15 protein-coding genes and 5 tRNA genes are annotated in these 17,412 nt (G+C 47.9%); 1 reads left to right on the plus strand and 19 read right to left on the minus strand.

Annotated elements, in window-relative coordinates; translation table 11 throughout:
- Window positions 1-5 precede the first annotated feature (5 nt).
- The 16 genes from rpoB to QOR82_RS02530 form a co-directional block, all read right to left on the minus strand.
- Window positions 6-3,635, minus strand: a complete 3,630-nt coding sequence (gene rpoB / locus QOR82_RS02455) for a DNA-directed RNA polymerase subunit beta (RefSeq protein WP_283583188.1) — start codon at window positions 3,633-3,635, stop codon at window positions 6-8.
- Between the two features lie 229 nt (window positions 3,636-3,864).
- Window positions 3,865-4,470: a TetR/AcrR family transcriptional regulator gene (locus QOR82_RS02460; RefSeq protein WP_283583189.1), complete on the minus strand. Its 606-nt coding sequence runs from the start codon at window positions 4,468-4,470 to the stop codon at window positions 3,865-3,867.
- A gap of 177 nt (window positions 4,471-4,647) precedes the next feature.
- Window positions 4,648-7,137 carry an ATP-dependent Clp protease ATP-binding subunit gene (locus QOR82_RS02465; protein WP_283583190.1) on the minus strand — a complete coding sequence of 830 codons (2,490 nt, stop codon included), beginning with the start codon at window positions 7,135-7,137 and terminating at the stop codon, window positions 4,648-4,650.
- Between the two features lie 26 nt (window positions 7,138-7,163).
- On the minus strand, window positions 7,164-7,643 hold the full coding sequence (locus tag QOR82_RS02470; protein WP_283583191.1) for a CtsR family transcriptional regulator: 480 nt from the start codon (window positions 7,641-7,643) through the stop codon (window positions 7,164-7,166).
- Window positions 7,644-7,828: 185 nt separating this feature from the next.
- A tRNA-Pro gene (locus QOR82_RS02475) sits at window positions 7,829-7,902 on the minus strand.
- A 4-nt stretch (window positions 7,903-7,906) separates the two neighbouring features.
- A tRNA-Arg gene (locus QOR82_RS02480) sits at window positions 7,907-7,980 on the minus strand.
- A gap of 9 nt (window positions 7,981-7,989) precedes the next feature.
- Window positions 7,990-8,061 (minus strand) — tRNA-Gly (locus tag QOR82_RS02485).
- A gap of 88 nt (window positions 8,062-8,149) precedes the next feature.
- Window positions 8,150-8,232, minus strand: a tRNA-Leu gene (locus QOR82_RS02490).
- 9 nt (window positions 8,233-8,241) lie between these two features.
- Window positions 8,242-8,314, minus strand: a tRNA-Val gene (locus QOR82_RS02495).
- Window positions 8,315-8,353: 39 nt separating this feature from the next.
- Entirely contained in the window at window positions 8,354-9,850 is a 1,497-nt protein-coding gene (locus QOR82_RS02500; RefSeq protein WP_283583192.1) for an amino acid permease, read from the minus strand.
- Window positions 9,850-10,365, minus strand: a complete 516-nt coding sequence (locus QOR82_RS02505; protein ID WP_283583193.1) for a GNAT family N-acetyltransferase — start codon at window positions 10,363-10,365, stop codon at window positions 9,850-9,852. The genes QOR82_RS02500 and QOR82_RS02505 overlap by 1 nt, the downstream gene beginning before the upstream one ends.
- Window positions 10,358-11,167: an alpha/beta hydrolase gene (locus QOR82_RS02510; protein WP_283583194.1), complete on the minus strand. Its 810-nt coding sequence runs from the start codon at window positions 11,165-11,167 to the stop codon at window positions 10,358-10,360. The genes QOR82_RS02505 and QOR82_RS02510 overlap by 8 nt, the downstream gene beginning before the upstream one ends.
- 68 nt (window positions 11,168-11,235) lie before the next feature.
- A complete protein-coding gene (locus QOR82_RS02515) occupies window positions 11,236-11,910 on the minus strand; it encodes a phosphatase PAP2 family protein (protein ID WP_283583195.1) in 675 nt (224 codons plus the stop codon).
- Window positions 11,911-11,952: 42 nt separating this feature from the next.
- Window positions 11,953-12,417: a threonine/serine exporter family protein gene (locus QOR82_RS02520; protein WP_283583196.1), complete on the minus strand. Its 465-nt coding sequence runs from the start codon at window positions 12,415-12,417 to the stop codon at window positions 11,953-11,955.
- A 12-nt stretch (window positions 12,418-12,429) separates the two neighbouring features.
- Complete coding sequence (locus QOR82_RS02525) at window positions 12,430-13,182, minus strand: threonine/serine exporter family protein (protein WP_283583197.1); 753 nt, start codon at window positions 13,180-13,182, stop codon at window positions 12,430-12,432.
- A gap of 104 nt (window positions 13,183-13,286) precedes the next feature.
- Window positions 13,287-13,958: a metal-dependent transcriptional regulator gene (locus QOR82_RS02530; RefSeq protein WP_283583198.1), complete on the minus strand. Its 672-nt coding sequence runs from the start codon at window positions 13,956-13,958 to the stop codon at window positions 13,287-13,289.
- A 149-nt stretch (window positions 13,959-14,107) separates the two neighbouring features.
- Here QOR82_RS02530 and QOR82_RS02535 point away from each other — a divergent pair, with 149 nt between their 5' ends.
- Entirely contained in the window at window positions 14,108-15,010 is a 903-nt protein-coding gene (locus QOR82_RS02535; protein ID WP_283583199.1) for a cation diffusion facilitator family transporter, read from the plus strand.
- A 165-nt stretch (window positions 15,011-15,175) separates the two neighbouring features.
- Here the strand turns inward: QOR82_RS02535 and QOR82_RS02540 are convergent, their stop codons facing one another.
- The 3 genes from QOR82_RS02540 to QOR82_RS02550 form a co-directional block, all read right to left on the minus strand.
- Entirely contained in the window at window positions 15,176-15,874 is a 699-nt protein-coding gene (locus tag QOR82_RS02540; protein WP_283583200.1) for a VIT1/CCC1 transporter family protein, read from the minus strand.
- Window positions 15,875-15,886: 12 nt separating this feature from the next.
- The gene (locus tag QOR82_RS02545; protein ID WP_283583201.1) at window positions 15,887-16,573 is read right to left on the minus strand and encodes a VIT1/CCC1 transporter family protein; all 687 of its coding nucleotides are present in this window, start codon (window positions 16,571-16,573) and stop codon (window positions 15,887-15,889) included.
- A 189-nt stretch (window positions 16,574-16,762) separates the two neighbouring features.
- Window positions 16,763-17,242 carry a universal stress protein gene (locus QOR82_RS02550; RefSeq protein WP_283583202.1) on the minus strand — a complete coding sequence of 160 codons (480 nt, stop codon included), beginning with the start codon at window positions 17,240-17,242 and terminating at the stop codon, window positions 16,763-16,765.
- Window positions 17,243-17,412: the final 170 nt, after the last annotated feature.

Below are 17,412 nucleotides of genomic sequence, written 5' to 3' on the forward strand. Positions count from 1 at the left end.
TCACACTAGTCTTGCTTGGTCTCGTTCGTTGATTTATCAGCAACGGTTGCGGAAGCATCATCGCTAGCTTCTTGTTCAGCCCGCTTCTTAGCAGCAGCCTTCGCATCAGCATCCCGTTCTGCCTTCTTAGCCATGGCATGAACGTTCATCACGTCATCATCCATGCTCTTTAATTCGACTTCCTTATGGTTGTCGTCTAAGACCTTCATATCCAGGCCAAGGGCTTGCAGTTCCTTAACCAAAACCCGGAATGATTCAGGAACACCCGGCTTCGGAATTGGGGAACCGTTGATAATCGCATCATAGGTGTTAACCCGTCCCTGAACATCATCTGACTTGTAAGTCAAGATTTCCTGCAGGGTGTAGGCAGCCCCGTACGCTTCGAGGGCCCAAACTTCCATTTCACCAAACCGTTGACCACCGAATTGAGCTTTCCCACCCAGTGGCTGCTGGGTAACCAAGGAGTATGGTCCAATTGAACGAGCGTGAATCTTGTCATCAACCATGTGGGCCAATTTCAGGTAGTGCATGACCCCAACGGCAATCCGTTGTTCAAATGGTTCACCGGTCCGCCCATCGTACAGGATGGTCTTCCCGTCTGACGGTAAACCAGCTTCCTTAACGGCATCCCAAACATCCTGGTCAGTTGCCCCATCGAAGACTGGCGTTGCGATATGGATACCCAGTTCACGGGCGGCCATCCCCAAGTGCAGTTCGATAACTTGCCCGATGTTCATCCGGCTTGGCACACCCATTGGACTAAGCATGATATCAATTGGCGTCCCATCTGGCATATATGGCATATCTTCTTCAGGAATGACAATTGAAACCGTCCCCTTATTACCGTGACGGCCAGACATCTTGTCACCAACTTGAATCTTCCGCTTTTGAGCAATGTAAACCCGGACCATCTTATTTACACCCGGTGAAAGTTCGTCACCGTTTTCACGGGTGAAGACCTTAACGTCCTGGATGATCCCGCCACCACCGTGAGGTACCCGCAGTGAGGTATCACGAACTTCACGAGACTTTTCACCAAAGATGGCATGCAGCAGCCGTTCCTCAGCAGACAGGTCGGTAACCCCCTTCGGAGTAACCTTCCCAACCAGAATGTCACCATCATGAACTTCAGCACCGATCCGAACAACCCCGTTTTCGTCCAAATCCTTCAGGGCATCTTCCCCGACATTTGGAATTTCACGGGTCATTTCTTCAGGACCAAGCTTCGTTTCACGTGCTTCGGATTCGTATGATTCGATGTGAATTGAAGTGTAGACGTCGTCCTTAACCAACCGTTCGGAGATCGCAATGGCATCTTCGAAGTTGTAACCCTGCCAAGTCATAAAGGCAATCAGCGGGTTCTGGCCAAGGGCTAATTCACCTTGTTCCATTGATGGACCGTCAGCCAGAACATCATCAGTATCAACGTGTTCGCCAACCTTAACGATTGGAGTCTGGTTATAGTTCTTACCACCGTTAGAACGACGGAACTTCATCAACTTGTAAGTGTCAAGACTGCCGTCATCACGACGAACCTTCACTTCACGAGCATCGACGTATTCAACAGTTCCCGGATGCTTAGCAATCATGGCAACACCAGAGTCGTGGGCCGCTTTGTATTCAATCCCGGTCCCAATCAGTGGGGCGTGTGGATGAATCAACGGAACGGCCTGCCGTTGCATGTTAGCACCCATCAGGGCACGGTTGGAGTCGTCGTTTTCCAGGAATGGAATACATGCAGAAGCAACGGAAACAACCTGTTTTGGTGAAACGTCCATGTAATCGACGTTTTCCTTGCTAGTCGTGATGTAGTCATCACGGTCACGACACATGATTTCTTCTTCGGCGAATGAACCATCGTCGTTCAGCTTCGTGTTGGCCTGAGCGATGATGTAGTTATCTTCTTCGTCGGCAGTCAAGTAGTCGATCTTGTCAGTTACCTTGTGGGTCGTCCAGGAAACACGACGGTATGGTGTTTCGATAAAGCCGTACTTGTTGACACGGGCGTAAGAAGACAGACTGTTGATCAGCCCGATGTTTGGCCCTTCAGGAGTTTCGATTGGGCACATCCGGCCGTAGTGGGTGTAGTGCACGTCACGAACTTCGTAACCGGCCCGGTCACGAGTCAAACCACCAGGTCCAAGGGCTGACAAGCGCCGCTTGTGGGTCAGTTCACCCAGTGGGTTCGTCTGATCCATGAATTGAGACAGTTGTGATGAACCGAAGAACTCCTTAATGGAAGCTACTACCGGTCGAATGTTGATCAACTGCTGTGGCGTTACCGTGTTGATGTCTTGGATTGACATCCGTTCACGAACAACCCGTTCCATCCGTGCTAAACCGATCCGGAACTGGTTTTGCAGCAATTCACCGACCGAACGAATCCGCCGGTTGCCCAAGTGGTCGATGTCATCAGTAGAACCGATGCCTTCTTGGAGATCAAAGAAGTAGTTAATCGATGCCAGGATATCGGCTGGTTGAATGTGCTTGAGTTCCAGAGGAATGTGGCCATTACCAATGATTGGAACAACGTGATCTGGATTATTCTTAGAGTAAACGTTGATCTTTTGCAGCTTAACCGGTTCAGTTACAACTGCTTCGTCAGATGGGGTGTAGGTGATCATCTTGAAGTCATCGCGATCCAGGTATGGTTCCAACTTCTTCAAAACTTCTTTAGTAACCACATCCCCGTCTGAAGCCAAGACTTCACCCGTATCAGGGTCAGCCAGCGTTTCAGCCAAGGTTTGGCCAAGCAGGCGGTACTTGAGCATCAGCTTCTTGTTGGTCTTGTAACGGCCAACTGGTGCCATGTCATAACGTTGTGGATCGAAGAAACGAGCCGTCAGCAAACTCCGGGCAGAGTCGGCCGTCTTCGGTTCGCCTGGCCGCAGCCGTTCGTAAATGTCCTTCAGTGATTCTTCGACACGGGAGTCCTCAGCATTCTTGTGAACATCCTTGTCCAGTGTCAGTGAAATACTGTCAGCGTTGCCACCGAACATATCAATGATTTCGTCATCAGAACCGAAGCCCAGTGCCCGCACCAATTCAGTGATTGGCAGTTTCCGTGTCCGGTCAATCCGAACATAGGAAATCCCTTTTGCGTCAGTTTCGTATTCCAACCAAGCACCACGGTTCGGAATAAAGGTTGCCCCGTAGTTTGGCCGGCCGTTTTTATCAACATCTGAGTTGTAGTAGATGCCTGGTGAACGAACCAGTTGAGAAACGATAACCCGTTCGGCCCCGTTAATAATGAAGGTCCCCTGATCAGTCATCAGCGGGAAGTCCCCAAAGAAAACATCTTGGGACTTGATTTCACCAGTTTCGTGGTTAGTTAAGCGAAGCGTAACGTGCAGTGGTGCAGAGTAGTTTGCATCGTGATCACGTGCTTCATCAATTGTGTACTTTGGTTCCAGCAGTTGGTAATCAACAAAGTCCAAGGATAACTTTCCCTGGAAGTCATTGATCGGCATAATGTCTTGAAACATTTCCCGAAGACCCTTATCCATAAACCAATGATAAGAGTTGGTTTGAATTTCAATCAGGTTTGGAAGTTCAAGAACTTCTTTAATCCGGGAATAACTACGACGAGTGCGGTGCTTGCCGTATTTTACCAAATGTCCAGCCAAACTATTCACCTCTTAAATTTGTTGGGCCAGTCCAGATCCTCTTGAATATTACATTTTGTTTACAAAACGTCAAAATGAGCTCAAAAGGGCAAAAAAAATCCAAAAATGGCAAATGCCATCTTTGGCTTTTTATAAGGGAAACGCTGGACAATAGATCAACGCATCCTCTGAACTCGCAATTACATACAGCTGTTAGTTTACGATATTCCTATTAAAATGTCAAACTAGAAGTCACTACTTATTCTGCCGCATGGGGCGCAGCTTCAATCCCGTGAACAAAAACGTCAAGCATAATCTTATCGCGTTCTTCCTTTGAAACGTTATGGCCGCCAAAATCCTGGAAGGTTTCGAAAAGTGGCGCCAACTCGGCAATAAACAGTTCTGCCGCCTCATTAGGCAATAAATCAGGTCGTAACGACACTTCCGGCAACCGGAAATATGCAGTAATAGGTTGAATGTAGTCCATCTTAAAAAGCATATTCAGTTTGCGCTTAGCGCTGTCAGACAGCAGCTTTTTTGCGGATTGGAACTGACTATACGGGTTCATCGGGTGGTACTTCAGTAGGACCTTCGTAATCCGCCAGAGGCGCTCTTCAATATCAATATCGCGCAGTCGCATCACCCGGTTGATATCCTGGCGAACCTTTTCCCCGAGGTTGGTTAAAACATCGAGGTACAGAACTTCCTTATCGCTGAAGTGATGGTACAGCGCCGGCTGAGTAATTCCAATGTCTTTAGCAATATCGCGGGTCGACGTATTGCCGTAGCCCTTTTCAAGAAATAGTTTAGTGGCAGTTTTAATAATAGTCTGTCGCGTTTTTGCTAATTGTTCTGCTCGTTTCATAATGCAAGTCCTCTTCGTTTGTCACATGCTAAGCTATTTTGCAAAATTATCTGGCGATCACTGGATCGATAGCAATTCATATTATAATACATCATAGCGTGATAAGCAAAAAAGCATTGCTAATGCAATATCTCGCACCAGCAATGCTAAAACAGTGGATAAAACTAGGGTATTCGATTATACAGTGATTAACTCAGCAGGCTGATTGCCACGTTGAACCTTCAAAGTAATCTTCCCCTGGCGAGCTCCAACTGTCGTACTATCGCCCACCTGCAGCTGATTCTTCAAAAGTGCTTCACTTAGCGGATCTTCCACGAGATTCTGCAGTGTTCGCCGTAGCGGCCGGGCACCATATTCAGGGTTGTAGCCCTTATTGGCTACCAGATCGACCGCGGCAGGTGTGAGCTTCAGATTAATACCTTGCTCGCCGATCCGCTTTTGAAGTCGCTTAGCCAGCAATTTAACAATTTGATGCAACTGTGGCTTCTTCAACGGGTGGAAGATGATTGTCTCATCAATCCGGTTCAAGAATTCTGGCCGGAAGTGCAGTTTCAGTTGCTGCCTGATTGCTGAAGCCATCGCGTTGTAATCGTCGGCAACATCTTTAGCACCGAAGCCAACTTCTTTTTCATCACGCAGTTGAGTTGCCCCCAAGTTGGAGGTCATAATCAGAATTGTGTTACGGAAGTCCACCTTACGACCTTTAGCGTCCGTCAAATAACCGTCATCCAGGACTTGCAAGAGGAGGTTAAAGACATCCGGATGCGCCTTTTCGGCTTCGTCCAGCAGCACAACCGAATACGGGTGTTGACGAACTTTTTCGGTCAGCTGGCCGCCTTCATCATAACCGACATAACCAGGAGCGGCCCCGATCAACCGACTAGTACTGTATTTCTCCATGTATTCAGACATATCAACACGGATCATATTATCTTCCGAGCCAAACATCGCTTCTGCCAGGGCCTTAGCTAATTCAGTCTTGCCGACACCCGTTGGCCCCAGGAACATGAATGAACCGATCGGCCGGTTCGGATCCTTCAGCCCACTACGGGCCCGTCGAATGGAATTAGCAATCGCCTTCACTGCTTCATCTTGACCGATAACCCGTTCATGAAGAATCTTTTCCAAGTTCACAAGGCGTTCACTTTCGGACTTCTTCAATTGAGTCAGCGGAACCCCGGTCCATTCTGCGATTACCCGGGCAATATCATCAGCACCGACTACTAGGTCTTGCTTTTCTTCCCGAGCTGCAACTTTTTGCTGTCGTTTTTCCACGGACTGGCGCAATGCTAATTCTTGCTGCCGCAACTTGGCAGCCTTATCAAAGTCCTGATTAAAAATAGCTGCTTCTTTATCGTCCTGAAGCTGCTTTAACTTCGCGTCGTCATCCCGATTCGGGCGATCCGCCTCTTCAGCATCAATTCGGACCATTGCCGATGCTTCGTCCATCAAATCGATAGCCTTATCAGGTAAGAAACGATCAGTGATGTAACGGTTCGAGAGCTTAACTGCAGCACTCAAGGCCTCATCACTAATCTTCAGGTGATGATGGGCTTCATACTTTGACCGCAAGCCACGCAAAATAGCCAGGCTTTCGTCCTGCGTCGGTTCTTCCACTTGTACCGTTGCAAAGCGCCGCTCCAGGGCTGCGTCCGGTTCAATGTATTTCTGGTATTCATCAAGGGTCGTTGCCCCGATCAGCTGGAGTTGGCCGCGGGCTAAGGCGGGTTTGAGGATGTTTGATGCGTCAATTGCCCCTTCAGCTCCGCCAGCTCCGACTAAGGTATGCAGTTCATCGATGAAGAGAATGACGTGGCCATCCGTCTCAATTTCCTGAATGACTTTTTTCAACCGATCCTCAAATTCACCACGGAACTTGGTACCAGCCACCAATGATCCCATATCAAGGGCCATTACCCGCATCCGGGCCAGTTCAGGAGTGACATCCCCATTGGCAATCCGCTGAGCAAGTCCCTCGGCGATGGCCGTCTTCCCAACACCAGGCTCGCCAATCAGCACTGGGTTATTCTTGGTTCGACGACTAAGGATCTGAACAACCCGCTTAATTTCTTGGTCGCGACCGATGACTGGATCCATCCCCTGATTAGCAGCAACGGCCGTCAAATCATGAGCTAAGGAGTCCAGAGTTGGGGTTCCAGCCTGTTGCTTTCCCCGGCTGCTACGGCCCTGGCGGGATTGACTAGACCGGTGTGCTGGCATTTCTTCGATTCCCAAGTGGCGGAATAATACCTGGTGGGCCCGTCTCGGATCGACATTGAGATTTTTAATAATTCGGGTGGAAAGCATTGTTTCGTCGCTAATCAAAGCCATCAGCAGGTGTTCCGTTCCGATTTTGCTCATCCCATACTGGTGAGCCAATTCACGAGCATGGCGCAAAACTTCCTGCATTTTTGGCGAATATGGCAAGAAGAAATCGCGGTCTTGGACATTTAAGTTGCCATAGCCTGTCAAGCGTTCAATTTCTTCGCGAACGTCATCACTGTTGACGTTAAACTGCTGCAGCACCTTGGCGGCCACCCCGTTCTTTTCCATCGTGAGGGCCAGCAAGAGATGCTCCGTCCCAACTGCTTGGTGTTTAAAGTAACGTGCTTGTTCTTGTGCCATAGCTAAAACTGCCTTGGCACTAGGTGTAAAGAGATTATTCATTATCGCTTGGTTTCCTCCTTACTGGCTTAGCTTTCAAAACGCAATCGATTCAGTAACGACGATAAAACATGAGCCCGCAATTGATCCTCAACGCGTCGGTTACCGACGTTGAGGGTCTGGCGAGCAACAGCGACCAACATCAGATCACCCTCACGCCGGGTAATGAGGTCCGCTTCATAGAGGGTCTGGATAATGTTAGACGCCTCGCGCTCACTGATTGTATCACCAATTGATCCCAAAAGCAGGTTAATTAGGTCAACATCGTCCAGGGCCGTTACTTGTTCGATCCGAATATAGCCGCCACCTCCCCGCTTGCTGCGCACAAGGTAGCCGTTCTGAATAGTAAAACGCGTTTTAATGACATAGTTGATTTGGGAAGGCACCACATCAAAATGGTGAGCAATTGCTGAACGTTGAATTTCAATTTCTTGTGAATCACCGAGAATCTGTTTTAGGTAGTCCTCGATCATATCAGACAAACTCTTTTCGGCTTCCAACAGTCTCATCCCCGCTTTCTTGACTAAGTTTGACCATTATTCTATCATATTTCACTCCGAAAAGTCGAAACAATGGCTCACGCCTAGTCCAGCCCAGCTAGAATTAGTCAACAATGAAAGCGGCATAATCTCGTCAATCTATCAGCAAAGAAAAAAGCCAGAGGCAAAACCTCTGACTCACCGCAATGTTGCTATCGGGATTACACGATTCGAACGTGCGACCTCTTCGTCCCGAACGAAGCGCTCTACCAAGCTGAGCTAAATCCCGATAATGCACCCAGAAGGAGTCGAACCTTCAACCTTCTGATTCGTAGTCAGACACTCTATCCAATTGCGCTATGGGTGCAAAGAAAAAAGCGGAAGACGGGATTCGAACCCGCGACCCCCACCATGGCAAGGTGATGTTCTACCACTGAACTACTTCCGCATTTGTTAACTTATTCCTGTCAACGGTTACTAATATTACATGACTCTTTAACAATTGTCAATCAATATTTTTAATTAACAAGAATTAATGCGGATAAGAGGATTCGAACCTCCACATCACGAAGATACAAGAACCTAAATCTTGCGCGTCTGCCAATTCCGCCATATCCGCAAATAATTATAGAGACTACAGGGCTCGAACCTGTGACCCCCTGCACGTGAAGCAGGTGCTCTCCCAACTGAGCTAAGCCTCCGTGGCAACTACCTTACGATAGCATTGCCATTTGAAATTGTCAATTTTTATCGGGTTCATAACTTTCCGAATTGTTTTTCCGGGAAAGATCCACCTTCTTCAACGGGATCAGGTGGGTATGGTAGCGGACCTTATAGTAAATAAAGAGAATCAAGAAGAGCGGCACCGCCATATAAGTAATGGCAATGTTCGACCAATCCATCTTGACAAAGGCATCGATATTTTGCCCGCCCATTACGATAAGGCAGAGGATAAAGGATAAGATCGGGCCAAACGGGAATAACTTAGCTTGATACTTAAGCTCGTTTAAATCATGTCCTTGAGCAAGGAAAGCCCGTCGGAAGCGCCAGTGGGAAATCGCAATCCCTAGCCAAGCAATGAAACCGCATAAACCGGAAGCACCGATTAAGTAATTATAAGCTTCCTTGCCAATAAATTGAGTCAGGAAGGCGAGGACAGCCACCACAGCGGTGCCCAGCAAAGCAAAGACCGGAATCCCGCGCCGGTTGACATAGCCAAAAATCCGCGGTGCGTACCCTTCCCGCGCTTGAGAATACAGCATCCGAGTAGAAGCGTACATTCCCGAATTAGCAGCTGACAAAACGGCCGTCAGAATAACGGCGTTCATGACACTAGCCGCTGCCGCAAAACCAGCCCGCCGGAAAACAATTGTGAATGGACTCATCGTAACCTGCTGAACATCTTGACTCAACAAGTTTTTATTCGTGTATGGCAGGATGCAGGCGATGACGAAAATGGCCATGATGTAGAAAAGCAAAATTCGCCAAAAAGTCGATTTAATTGCCTTTGGAACACTAACTTCTGGGGTTGCAGATTCACCGGCCGTAATCCCAATCAGCTCCGTTCCTTGGAAGGAAAAACCAGCAACCAGGAATACACTCACAATTCCCTGGACGCCACCAACAAATGGAGCGTCCTTGTAATGGAAGTTGCGCATCCCAATCGGTCCCTGATTGCCGATGATGCCGACAATCATAAGAAGGCCCACAGCAACGAAAATCACCACGGTGATGACTTTGATCAGGGCCAGCCAGTATTCCGTCTCCCCATAAGAACGGACGGAGAGGTAATTGATGATAAAGATTAGTACCATTACCACGGCACTAAAGATCCAACTAGGAACCTTGGGAAACCAGAAGTTCATTACGATCCCCGACGTCGTGACATCAACCGTAATCGTAATTGCCCAGTTGAACCAATAATTCCAGCCCATCGCAAAGCCGAGGGCCGGATCCACAAATTTTGTGGAATAAGTTGAGAAAGAACCGGTCACGGGAATGTAGGTGGCCATTTCCCCCAAACTAGTCATCAAAAAGTAGACCAACACACCCATCACAATATAAGCGACAAGTGATCCACCGGGTCCGGCCGTCGAAATAGCTGAACCACTGGCAATAAACAGTCCCGTCCCGATAGAACCACCTAACGCGATCATCGAAAGGTGCCGGGTTTGCAGCGACCGTTTGATGTGGCCCCCGTGATTATTCGGGTCGGCCGTATCATTATGCTCAATCATCAAAGTTCCTCCTTAATTCTCTCCAAGTTGTATTCCCAGATTATTTCCTGGGAAATATCATTATCCATTATACTAAAATGGCAACGTTTCAGAACACGGATTGAGGGTAAATTGTCTCTCATTGTGTGGGCTTCAACTACCGTAAGATCCGTCTGACGTGCCAGCCAACGTAATAGATGGCCCACCGCTCTGGTCATCAGCCCCCGACCACGTGCCGGAATTTCCAGAAGATAACCCAATTCAGCTCGCTGCGGTGTCCCCGCACCAGACGTGAGACTGATCAATCCTGCTAAGTGCTCGCCAGTAAACAGCCCCAGTAAATCGTCCCGCTGAACAAGTCGGCTGAGAGCCCAGGAAAAGGCTACTGGGTTAGCCAGACTAGGCAGGAGCAAGCCACTCTGCCGTAGGAGCTGCTCATCTGCTAGTAGGTTCCTTAAAGCCGACAAATCGCTGTTTTGCAAAGGGCGCAGGCACCAACCGTTACTGCCGAGCCGGCATAATCTTAAATCAATCATCTGGCTGGGGATGGGCCCGCACCCACTCACAAGCGAGCTGTACCCAGTGGGCCACATGCGGGTTGTCGCCCCCGGGATGATGGGCAGTAAGAGCATTGGCAATGTCGAGTCCGTGAGGGCCGTGGGTAAATACGTGCAGTTCCATCGGCACCCCCTCCCGACTCAGAGCGTTGGCATATGCCATCGTATTCGTTACTGACACGAAGTCATCATCATAAGTGGTCCACAAAAAAGTAGGCCGATTTTTCCGGTTAACATGCAATGACGCATTGTATCGTGTCACATCGTCAGTCCAATTTGGCAGGGTCTTGGCTGGTGGAAAGCCCTTATCAAGATCAATCACCGGGTAGCCTAGGATCACTGCCCGCGGTTTCAGAATGCGTCGCTTAATCCCGGTAAGGTCGCGTAACCAGTCACTGGCCCAGTAATCGTTATACAAACTGACAACGTGGCCACCAGCAGAAAAGCCCATTAATATCAGGTGACGCTTCGCTAGGTGCCAGACCTTAGCGTGATCTTTGACCAGCTTAACCGCGTTAGCCAAATCAATTAACGGCGCCGGATAGAGAGGGCTTTTCTCGCTGGTGAAACTATAACGCAATGTAAAGACTTGAAAACCGCGGGCCGCAAAGGCTATCGCCGTTTTTTCCGTTTCTTCGACGGGGATATGAGTCATCGAACCCCCGGGAACGAAGATGAGCGGCCAAAACTTCCGGACCGGTGACTTCGGCGTCGGCGTCTGCAAATAAGCCGTTAAACTAGCGGCTGAGTCAGCAGCTAATTTAAAAGTTCGAACTTCCATTAATATCTTTTTCTCCTCAAAAAAAGAGGTTGGATCCATCTGGTCTACTCCAACCTCATCAGCTTTGACTAAATCAAAGAATTATGAACAGGTCGCCAGCTGCGTTTCAAACGCGGCGCAATTGCAACGTAAAGCCACTCTGCCACCTGAACCCAAGCGTATGCCAGTAACATCGCCCCGATCGTGTCCATCGGGTAGTGGGCAAAAAGATAAACCCGTGAAATAGCCAGCAGAACCACCAGAAGTACCAGGATCACCTGGCAAATATCACGGATAGCCCGCCGCCGAATCAACGGCATTACTACCAAAAGCAAGACAGCCACGACCAAGAAGAAACCGAGCACATGCCCGCTAGGAAAACTGTAACCATCGTCTTTGGCCATGTGTTGGACGGGCCGACTCCGCTTCACAACATGCTTGGCAATTGTGCCCAAAACATCACCGCCAATAACGGTGCAGATAGTCCACAGTGCCGGGATCTTGAGCTTAAAGCCCCACAGAAAAAAGGCAATGATCAGCGTCCAGAGAATGTCCATCTTGGGACTGCCGATAAAGGAAATCAAAGTCATCAACGAACGTGTCAACCCTGACTTTTGGTCCGGATTAGCAAAGAGGGACTGGAAAGTTGAGTCCAAAATTTGTAAAATCATCGAATTGTCAAAAATCATTGCTGCGATGACAATAAAAAGGATTCCCGCAACCGCAAAACGTTTCCAGCGGTTACGATCTTGTTCAATGAGCATATTAATCAAATCTCCTATAATAGCTATTACTTAATGAGTATATCACAACCGTTTCGAAAATCCTTGCAACTTTTTCCGTCGAAAAAGAGCATGGTTGATCATTTCACCAATCCCGAAACCCAAAGTGATAGCTCCCGCAATGACGATCACTTGATAAAGAAAGACGAAGGCCTGATTATTATTACCGAGAACGAAGTTGCGCACCATGCGGTAAGCCTGACCGCCGGGCACAAAGGTCACCAGAGCGGGGACGTTGAATACAATCATCGGTTGACGGCAGCGCCGAGCAGCCACCATGCTGAGAATCGAAATCAAAACCGCTGCCAGCAGGTTGCTCAGGGCAAGACCAATATGGATGTGAAAATACAGGAGACAGTAAATCACCCAGCTGCCAGCACCGATCAAACCTGCTAAATTGTACGCATTGAGCGGAATGTTCATCAAAATGCCAAAACAAATTGTTGCCACATAAGACAAGAACGCTTCGGTAATTAACTTCAAGATCAAGCCAGCCACCTCCTACATTATTCTAATGACAATAACAATTGCGCAACCGATCGCCGCAGCAATGATAATGGCATCAATGGCCCGTGTTAGTCCACTGATCAAGTTGCCACTAACTAGGTCTCGGGCGGCGTTAGTCAAGGGAACACCAGGTACTAATGACATTACCGAGCCAATAATAATGTCATCCGCTTGGTGAGCCAAACCCAGACGCACACTCAGCATGGCCAAAATAGCAACCACCAGTGAAGCGACAAATTCACCAATATATTTAATGGTGAAATGCTGGTTAATGGCCAGGTAGACAGCATAGCTAAAACCACCGATCAAAAAAGCAATCTCCAAATCTTGCCGGTCGCCAGTAAAGACGACCATCAAGGAGATACTCAGAATGGCCGCTGCTAAGCACTGGAGCCAAACCGGTGTCGAATCATGGCGAAAACGGATAATTTCCAGCTGCCGTTTCATTTGCCGCAAAGTAATTTGGCCGCTCCCAAATTCCCGTGACAGTTCATTGACAGCAGCCACTTTCGTCAAGTCATTGGCTCGGCGGTTAATCGCAGTCACCTGGGTGCTAGTTTCCTTGCTTGCCGAGGCTACCATTCCGGTCAAAGTAGTAAAAGCTTGGAAGTTTTTTAAACCGGCATTATGGGCGATCCAATTCATCGTATCGTTGACCCGCTCCATATTAGCGCCATTCTCAATTAGGATCTTCCCCGCTAGCAGGGAAACCGAAACCGCCAAGTTCACATGTCGTTCATCAGTCATGCTGTGCCCTCCCTTCACCTCTCTCAATTATGCAAGCTATTGCTGCAAAAAGAAAGATCCCCGTGCACGGTCCATTCCGAAGACACAGGAATCCTTTATACTTACTACTTCTTTTCTTGATCCTTTGTTTCGTTGATAAAGACGTTGTGTGCCGCCTTAAAAGAGACATTCAGCTGCTCTTTTTGGCCGTCAGGCTGGATCACAACCGGTCCTTCAAAGGGTTCGTGCTTGATGATCGTCACTTTTTCATGCGGCTTTAACTGCAACTCGTTCAGATAGGTCAGCAGTTCGTGATTATCAATAAAGCGTTCGAGTTCAACATGCTCACCATCCTGACCGTCAGCTAGATAGCGGTGGCTAACGTCCTCAAATTCACCACTAGCGGACGGAATGACACCGCCGTGCGGGCAATACTTGGGATGATCCAAAAAGCTGTCCAGAGCTGTTGCCAGCCGATCACTTGTTTCATGTTCCAGAACTTCAGCTTCCGGATGGACATCAGCCAAGTTGTAATGAAGCTTATCAACCAGGAAAGTCTCCCACAGCCGATGTTTGCGCACCAATTCGGCAGCGTATTTCATCCCCGTTGATGTTAAAGAAATCCCAGCATATGGTTCATGGTTCACTAGTTTCTCACTGGCTAGCTTGGAAATCATCTCCGTAACGGAGCCAGCTGCAATGCCTAGTCCTAGTGAAATATCCTTATTGGTAACTTTTTTACGATTGCCGCCAAGTTCAAAGATGATTTTTAAATAATCCTCTTTCATCGGTGTCATTAAATTATCAACCCCACAATAAGCGTAATTAACGTACATTATAATCTATCAATTCAAGATTGCATATGAAATGATTATAGCATATTATAGAAAAAGAATTAGGGAAACCTAATAAAAAAGTTAAGTTTTCATCCAGGAGGAACCTTTCAATGCATCAACAAAATGTGACTGGCAAGCGTTTCCTAGCAGTCACCATCCTCAACATCATTATCACCGTCGTTGAGCTGATTGGGGGCGTCATTTCAGGCAGCCTAGCGCTTTTGTCCGATGCTTTTCACAATTTTGGTGATTCTGCATCGATCGTTATCAGCTACTTCGCCCAAGTCATCGGCAAGCGCCCCGAAACCAGCAAGCAAACTTATGGCTATAAACGGGCCGAAATCCTGTCAGCACTGCTCAACGCCCTCTTGCTGGTGACCATTGCCATCGGGTTGCTGGTCGAAGCCGTTAAACGTTTCCAGCACCCGACACACATTAATGGCGAGGTAATGTTGATCGTCGCCGTTGTCGGCCTTATCGCCAATTTTGCCTCGGCAGCGCTTTTGCACGCGGGAAGCCATGACAGTCTCAACATCAAAGCAACTTATCTGCACGTTCTCAGCGATGCCCTTTCGTCGCTAGCAGTGATCGTTGCGGCCATCATTCTAATTTTCGTCAACATTCCCTGGCTCGATCCGCTCTTGACCGTTGCTGTTGCAATTTACATCGCTTGGGAAGCCTGGCCGATCATCAAGCAAACCTTGCACATCTTGATGCAAGCTGCTCCGCAATTGGACTACGACGCGATTATCCACGATCTGGAACAAATCGACGGCGTCATTGGTGTCCACCATATTCATGCTTGGTCCGTCGATGAACATCACGTTATGTTTTCCCTTCACATTAACTGCCATGATATTAAATTGAGTGAAGCAGAGGTAATTTACAGCAAGATTGAAGACCTGCTGCGCAACAAATACAACATCTGCCACATTACGATTCAGGCGGAATGTGACCGCGGCCGCAACGAAACAATGTTTGATACGGTTGATGATGAAAAACACGGAATTTAACTAATTATCCTGATGCCTTCTAACAGAGGTTAAAAGCTGGTTACAACTTTGTTTTTAAACTCCTAAAGTCCAAAGAGCCTCAAGCATTCGGAATTTTCTGAATGTTTGAGGCTCTTTAAGTCGTAATATATTGCTTTTTCCTGTTGGCTAGTCCACAGTCTTTTCTCAGAATAATTGCCCCACACCATAGTGAATACTAATCGTAATCAAGCCAATGACGATACTCCGAATGACAGCAACTTTTGTCAGCCCGTTTCCGAGCTTGGAACTGATGTAACCCGTCAAAGCACTGGCAAGCGCAACAGTTAGGATGGTGACGTGCCATTTATAAGGCGTCGGGGTAAAGGTCATCGCAAACAAAGGGAAAATCCCGCCGGCAGATGCCGAAATAAGGGAAGCAAAAGCGGCGTTCCATGGATTCATGTAGTGTCCCAACTGGATACCATACTTGACGCGAACAACCGTTTTGAGTGGCTCCTTTTGCAACAAGTCCTTGGCAATCTTGTTGGCAGTAGTTTCGGTCAAGCCCTTCTGGACATAGTAGTCAGTAACCGCCTGACACTCACCATCAAAATCCTCTTTTAATAGCCGTTCCTCTTTTTGAACGGCCGCCCATTCCGTATCCTTCTGGGTACTGACAGAAGCGTACTCCCCACTGGCCATCGAAAAGGCGCAGGCCAGTAAATCCGAGAGACCAGCAATAAAAATCGTGAATTCATTGCTGGTTGCAGCCGCAACGGAAACTAGCACCCCAACGACGGTTAAAATCCCGTCATTAGAGCCCAGGACCCCAGCCCGTAACGTATTCAGTCGTTCAGCCATTGTCGGTTTAGAACGCTTTTTTGGTGTTTTAATCTGATCCATTCTCTTGCCCCCTTATCGCTGTGCAAAGAGCTGACCGATTAAAAAGGTCACACCCATCGTCAGCATTCCTGAAATAGCGTTACGCACTACTGACTTCCAACGGTTAGACCCGCCCAGGACAGCCGCCAAGTAGCCAGTAATACACAATGCAATCACAACGGCAATCATTGTCGCCGCAATTCGAATATGTGCCGGTGTCATCGTCACGGCCAGCATTGGCAGAATGGAGCCGGTCGGAAAGGAAATGAAGGAAGCGATCGCCGCCGCATAGGGACTGGTGAATTCTTCAGGATTAAAGCCGTATTTTTCTTGGACCACGTTATTGAGGGCGTTATGATCCAGCAATTCCGTAGCGGCTTGTTCTGCTAATTCCGGCGCAATGTCCTGCGCTAAATAGCGTTCCTTTAAATCTTTGTGAACGAGGTCCCGACTGTCCTCCAGATGTTCACGTTCAGCGATGATCGCCATTTTTTGTGAATCCTTTTCCGTACTGACCGAAACGTATTCACCCATACACATTGAAATCGTCCCGGCCAAAGTTCCGGATAAACCAGAAATGAGAATTGAGTAGGCGCTCGTGTGCGCCGCAGCGACCCCAACAACAATCCCGGCAACCGACAAAATACCGTCGTTAGCGCCCATCACACTGGCCCGGAGGACGTTTACTTTTTGGGCCAGGGACATTTTTTTCTTCACCATCCTAAATACGCCTCCTGCATAATTTAGAATCATTATAACATAATCTGAAAAGGAAATCAGCAAAAAAATAAGTTAATCGGTTCTCAGTTTAGAAAGAATATAAATTGTTATTCTACATAAAAAGCGATGGCCTTTCGCGACCATCGCTTTTTATATTAATCAGCATCCTTGCTTTAGGATTGGCAATAATTATTTATCGCTGTCTTCTTCCTCAACAGTCCGAATGACGAAGACCGACGTTCCAGCATGACGAGTCATGTAGGCAGCCTGGGAACCAACAGCTTTCCGGTTCCCCCATTTGCCAATCGAACCGATGATCAACAGGTCAGGCCGAAATTCAGGAATAACGTGATTGCAGATTCGTTCAGCCGGCCGTTCGCCTTCGTCAACGATCGCCGTAATCTTTTTTGCTGGAACACCATAATCGATCGCAGCTTGAACGTATTGGTTAATCCGTTTCCGCAAGTCCTCAGCAGTGCTGTGAACGTAATCCTTGTCCAGAATTTGGTAAACGTTGGTGTGGTTAGTTTCGGAAACGGAAACGATTCCGAGCTCCGAGCCATCACGCTTGGCTTTGTCGACAGCATAAGAGAACGCTGCCCGCGCATCCGGAGCATCGTCTACCCCAACCAAAATCCGTTGGAAGTGTTTCGGCTTAATTTGAAACATAAATTTTCTCCTCTCATATTGACCAGTCAGCGACTAATCTTAATGCTTTCATTATCATCTTACTACATTTCTTTGCGATGTAAATATTAATTTCAGGTAGTCCTAAATTATTTTTAGTTATTATTAAATTCAGTCTTTTGGAGCCGCTAAGCGTAGTATGATAATGGTGA

Source organism: Limosilactobacillus difficilis, from assembly GCF_947387495.1.
In the GTDB taxonomy this organism is placed as follows: domain Bacteria; phylum Bacillota; class Bacilli; order Lactobacillales; family Lactobacillaceae; genus Limosilactobacillus; species Limosilactobacillus difficilis.

What these genes read in the sequence shown, in the direction of transcription:
- QOR82_RS02515 (WP_283583195.1), bottom strand. Translation starts at nt 11,910, where the DNA reads ATGCTCATTGAACAAGATCGTAACCGCTGGAAACGTTTTGCGGTTGCG.
- QOR82_RS02525 (WP_283583197.1), bottom strand. Translation starts at nt 13,182, where the DNA reads ATGACTGATGAACGACATGTGAACTTGGCGGTTTCGGTTTCCCTGCTA.
- QOR82_RS02540 (WP_283583200.1), bottom strand. Translation starts at nt 15,874, where the DNA reads ATGGATCAGATTAAAACACCAAAAAAGCGTTCTAAACCGACAATGGCT.
- QOR82_RS02535 (WP_283583199.1), top strand. Translation starts at nt 14,108, where the DNA reads ATGCATCAACAAAATGTGACTGGCAAGCGTTTCCTAGCAGTCACCATC.
- QOR82_RS02550 (WP_283583202.1), bottom strand. Translation starts at nt 17,242, where the DNA reads ATGTTTCAAATTAAGCCGAAACACTTCCAACGGATTTTGGTTGGGGTA.
- QOR82_RS02505 (WP_283583193.1), bottom strand. Translation starts at nt 10,365, where the DNA reads ATGATTGATTTAAGATTATGCCGGCTCGGCAGTAACGGTTGGTGCCTG.
- QOR82_RS02500 (WP_283583192.1), bottom strand. Translation starts at nt 9,850, where the DNA reads ATGATTGAGCATAATGATACGGCCGACCCGAATAATCACGGGGGCCAC.
- QOR82_RS02465 (WP_283583190.1), bottom strand. Translation starts at nt 7,137, where the DNA reads ATGAATAATCTCTTTACACCTAGTGCCAAGGCAGTTTTAGCTATGGCA.
- QOR82_RS02545 (WP_283583201.1), bottom strand. Translation starts at nt 16,573, where the DNA reads ATGGTGAAGAAAAAAATGTCCCTGGCCCAAAAAGTAAACGTCCTCCGG.
- QOR82_RS02510 (WP_283583194.1), bottom strand. Translation starts at nt 11,167, where the DNA reads ATGGAAGTTCGAACTTTTAAATTAGCTGCTGACTCAGCCGCTAGTTTA.
- QOR82_RS02470 (WP_283583191.1), bottom strand. Translation starts at nt 7,643, where the DNA reads ATGAGACTGTTGGAAGCCGAAAAGAGTTTGTCTGATATGATCGAGGAC.
- QOR82_RS02460 (WP_283583189.1), bottom strand. Translation starts at nt 4,470, where the DNA reads ATGAAACGAGCAGAACAATTAGCAAAAACGCGACAGACTATTATTAAA.
- QOR82_RS02530 (WP_283583198.1), bottom strand. Translation starts at nt 13,958, where the DNA reads ATGACACCGATGAAAGAGGATTATTTAAAAATCATCTTTGAACTTGGC.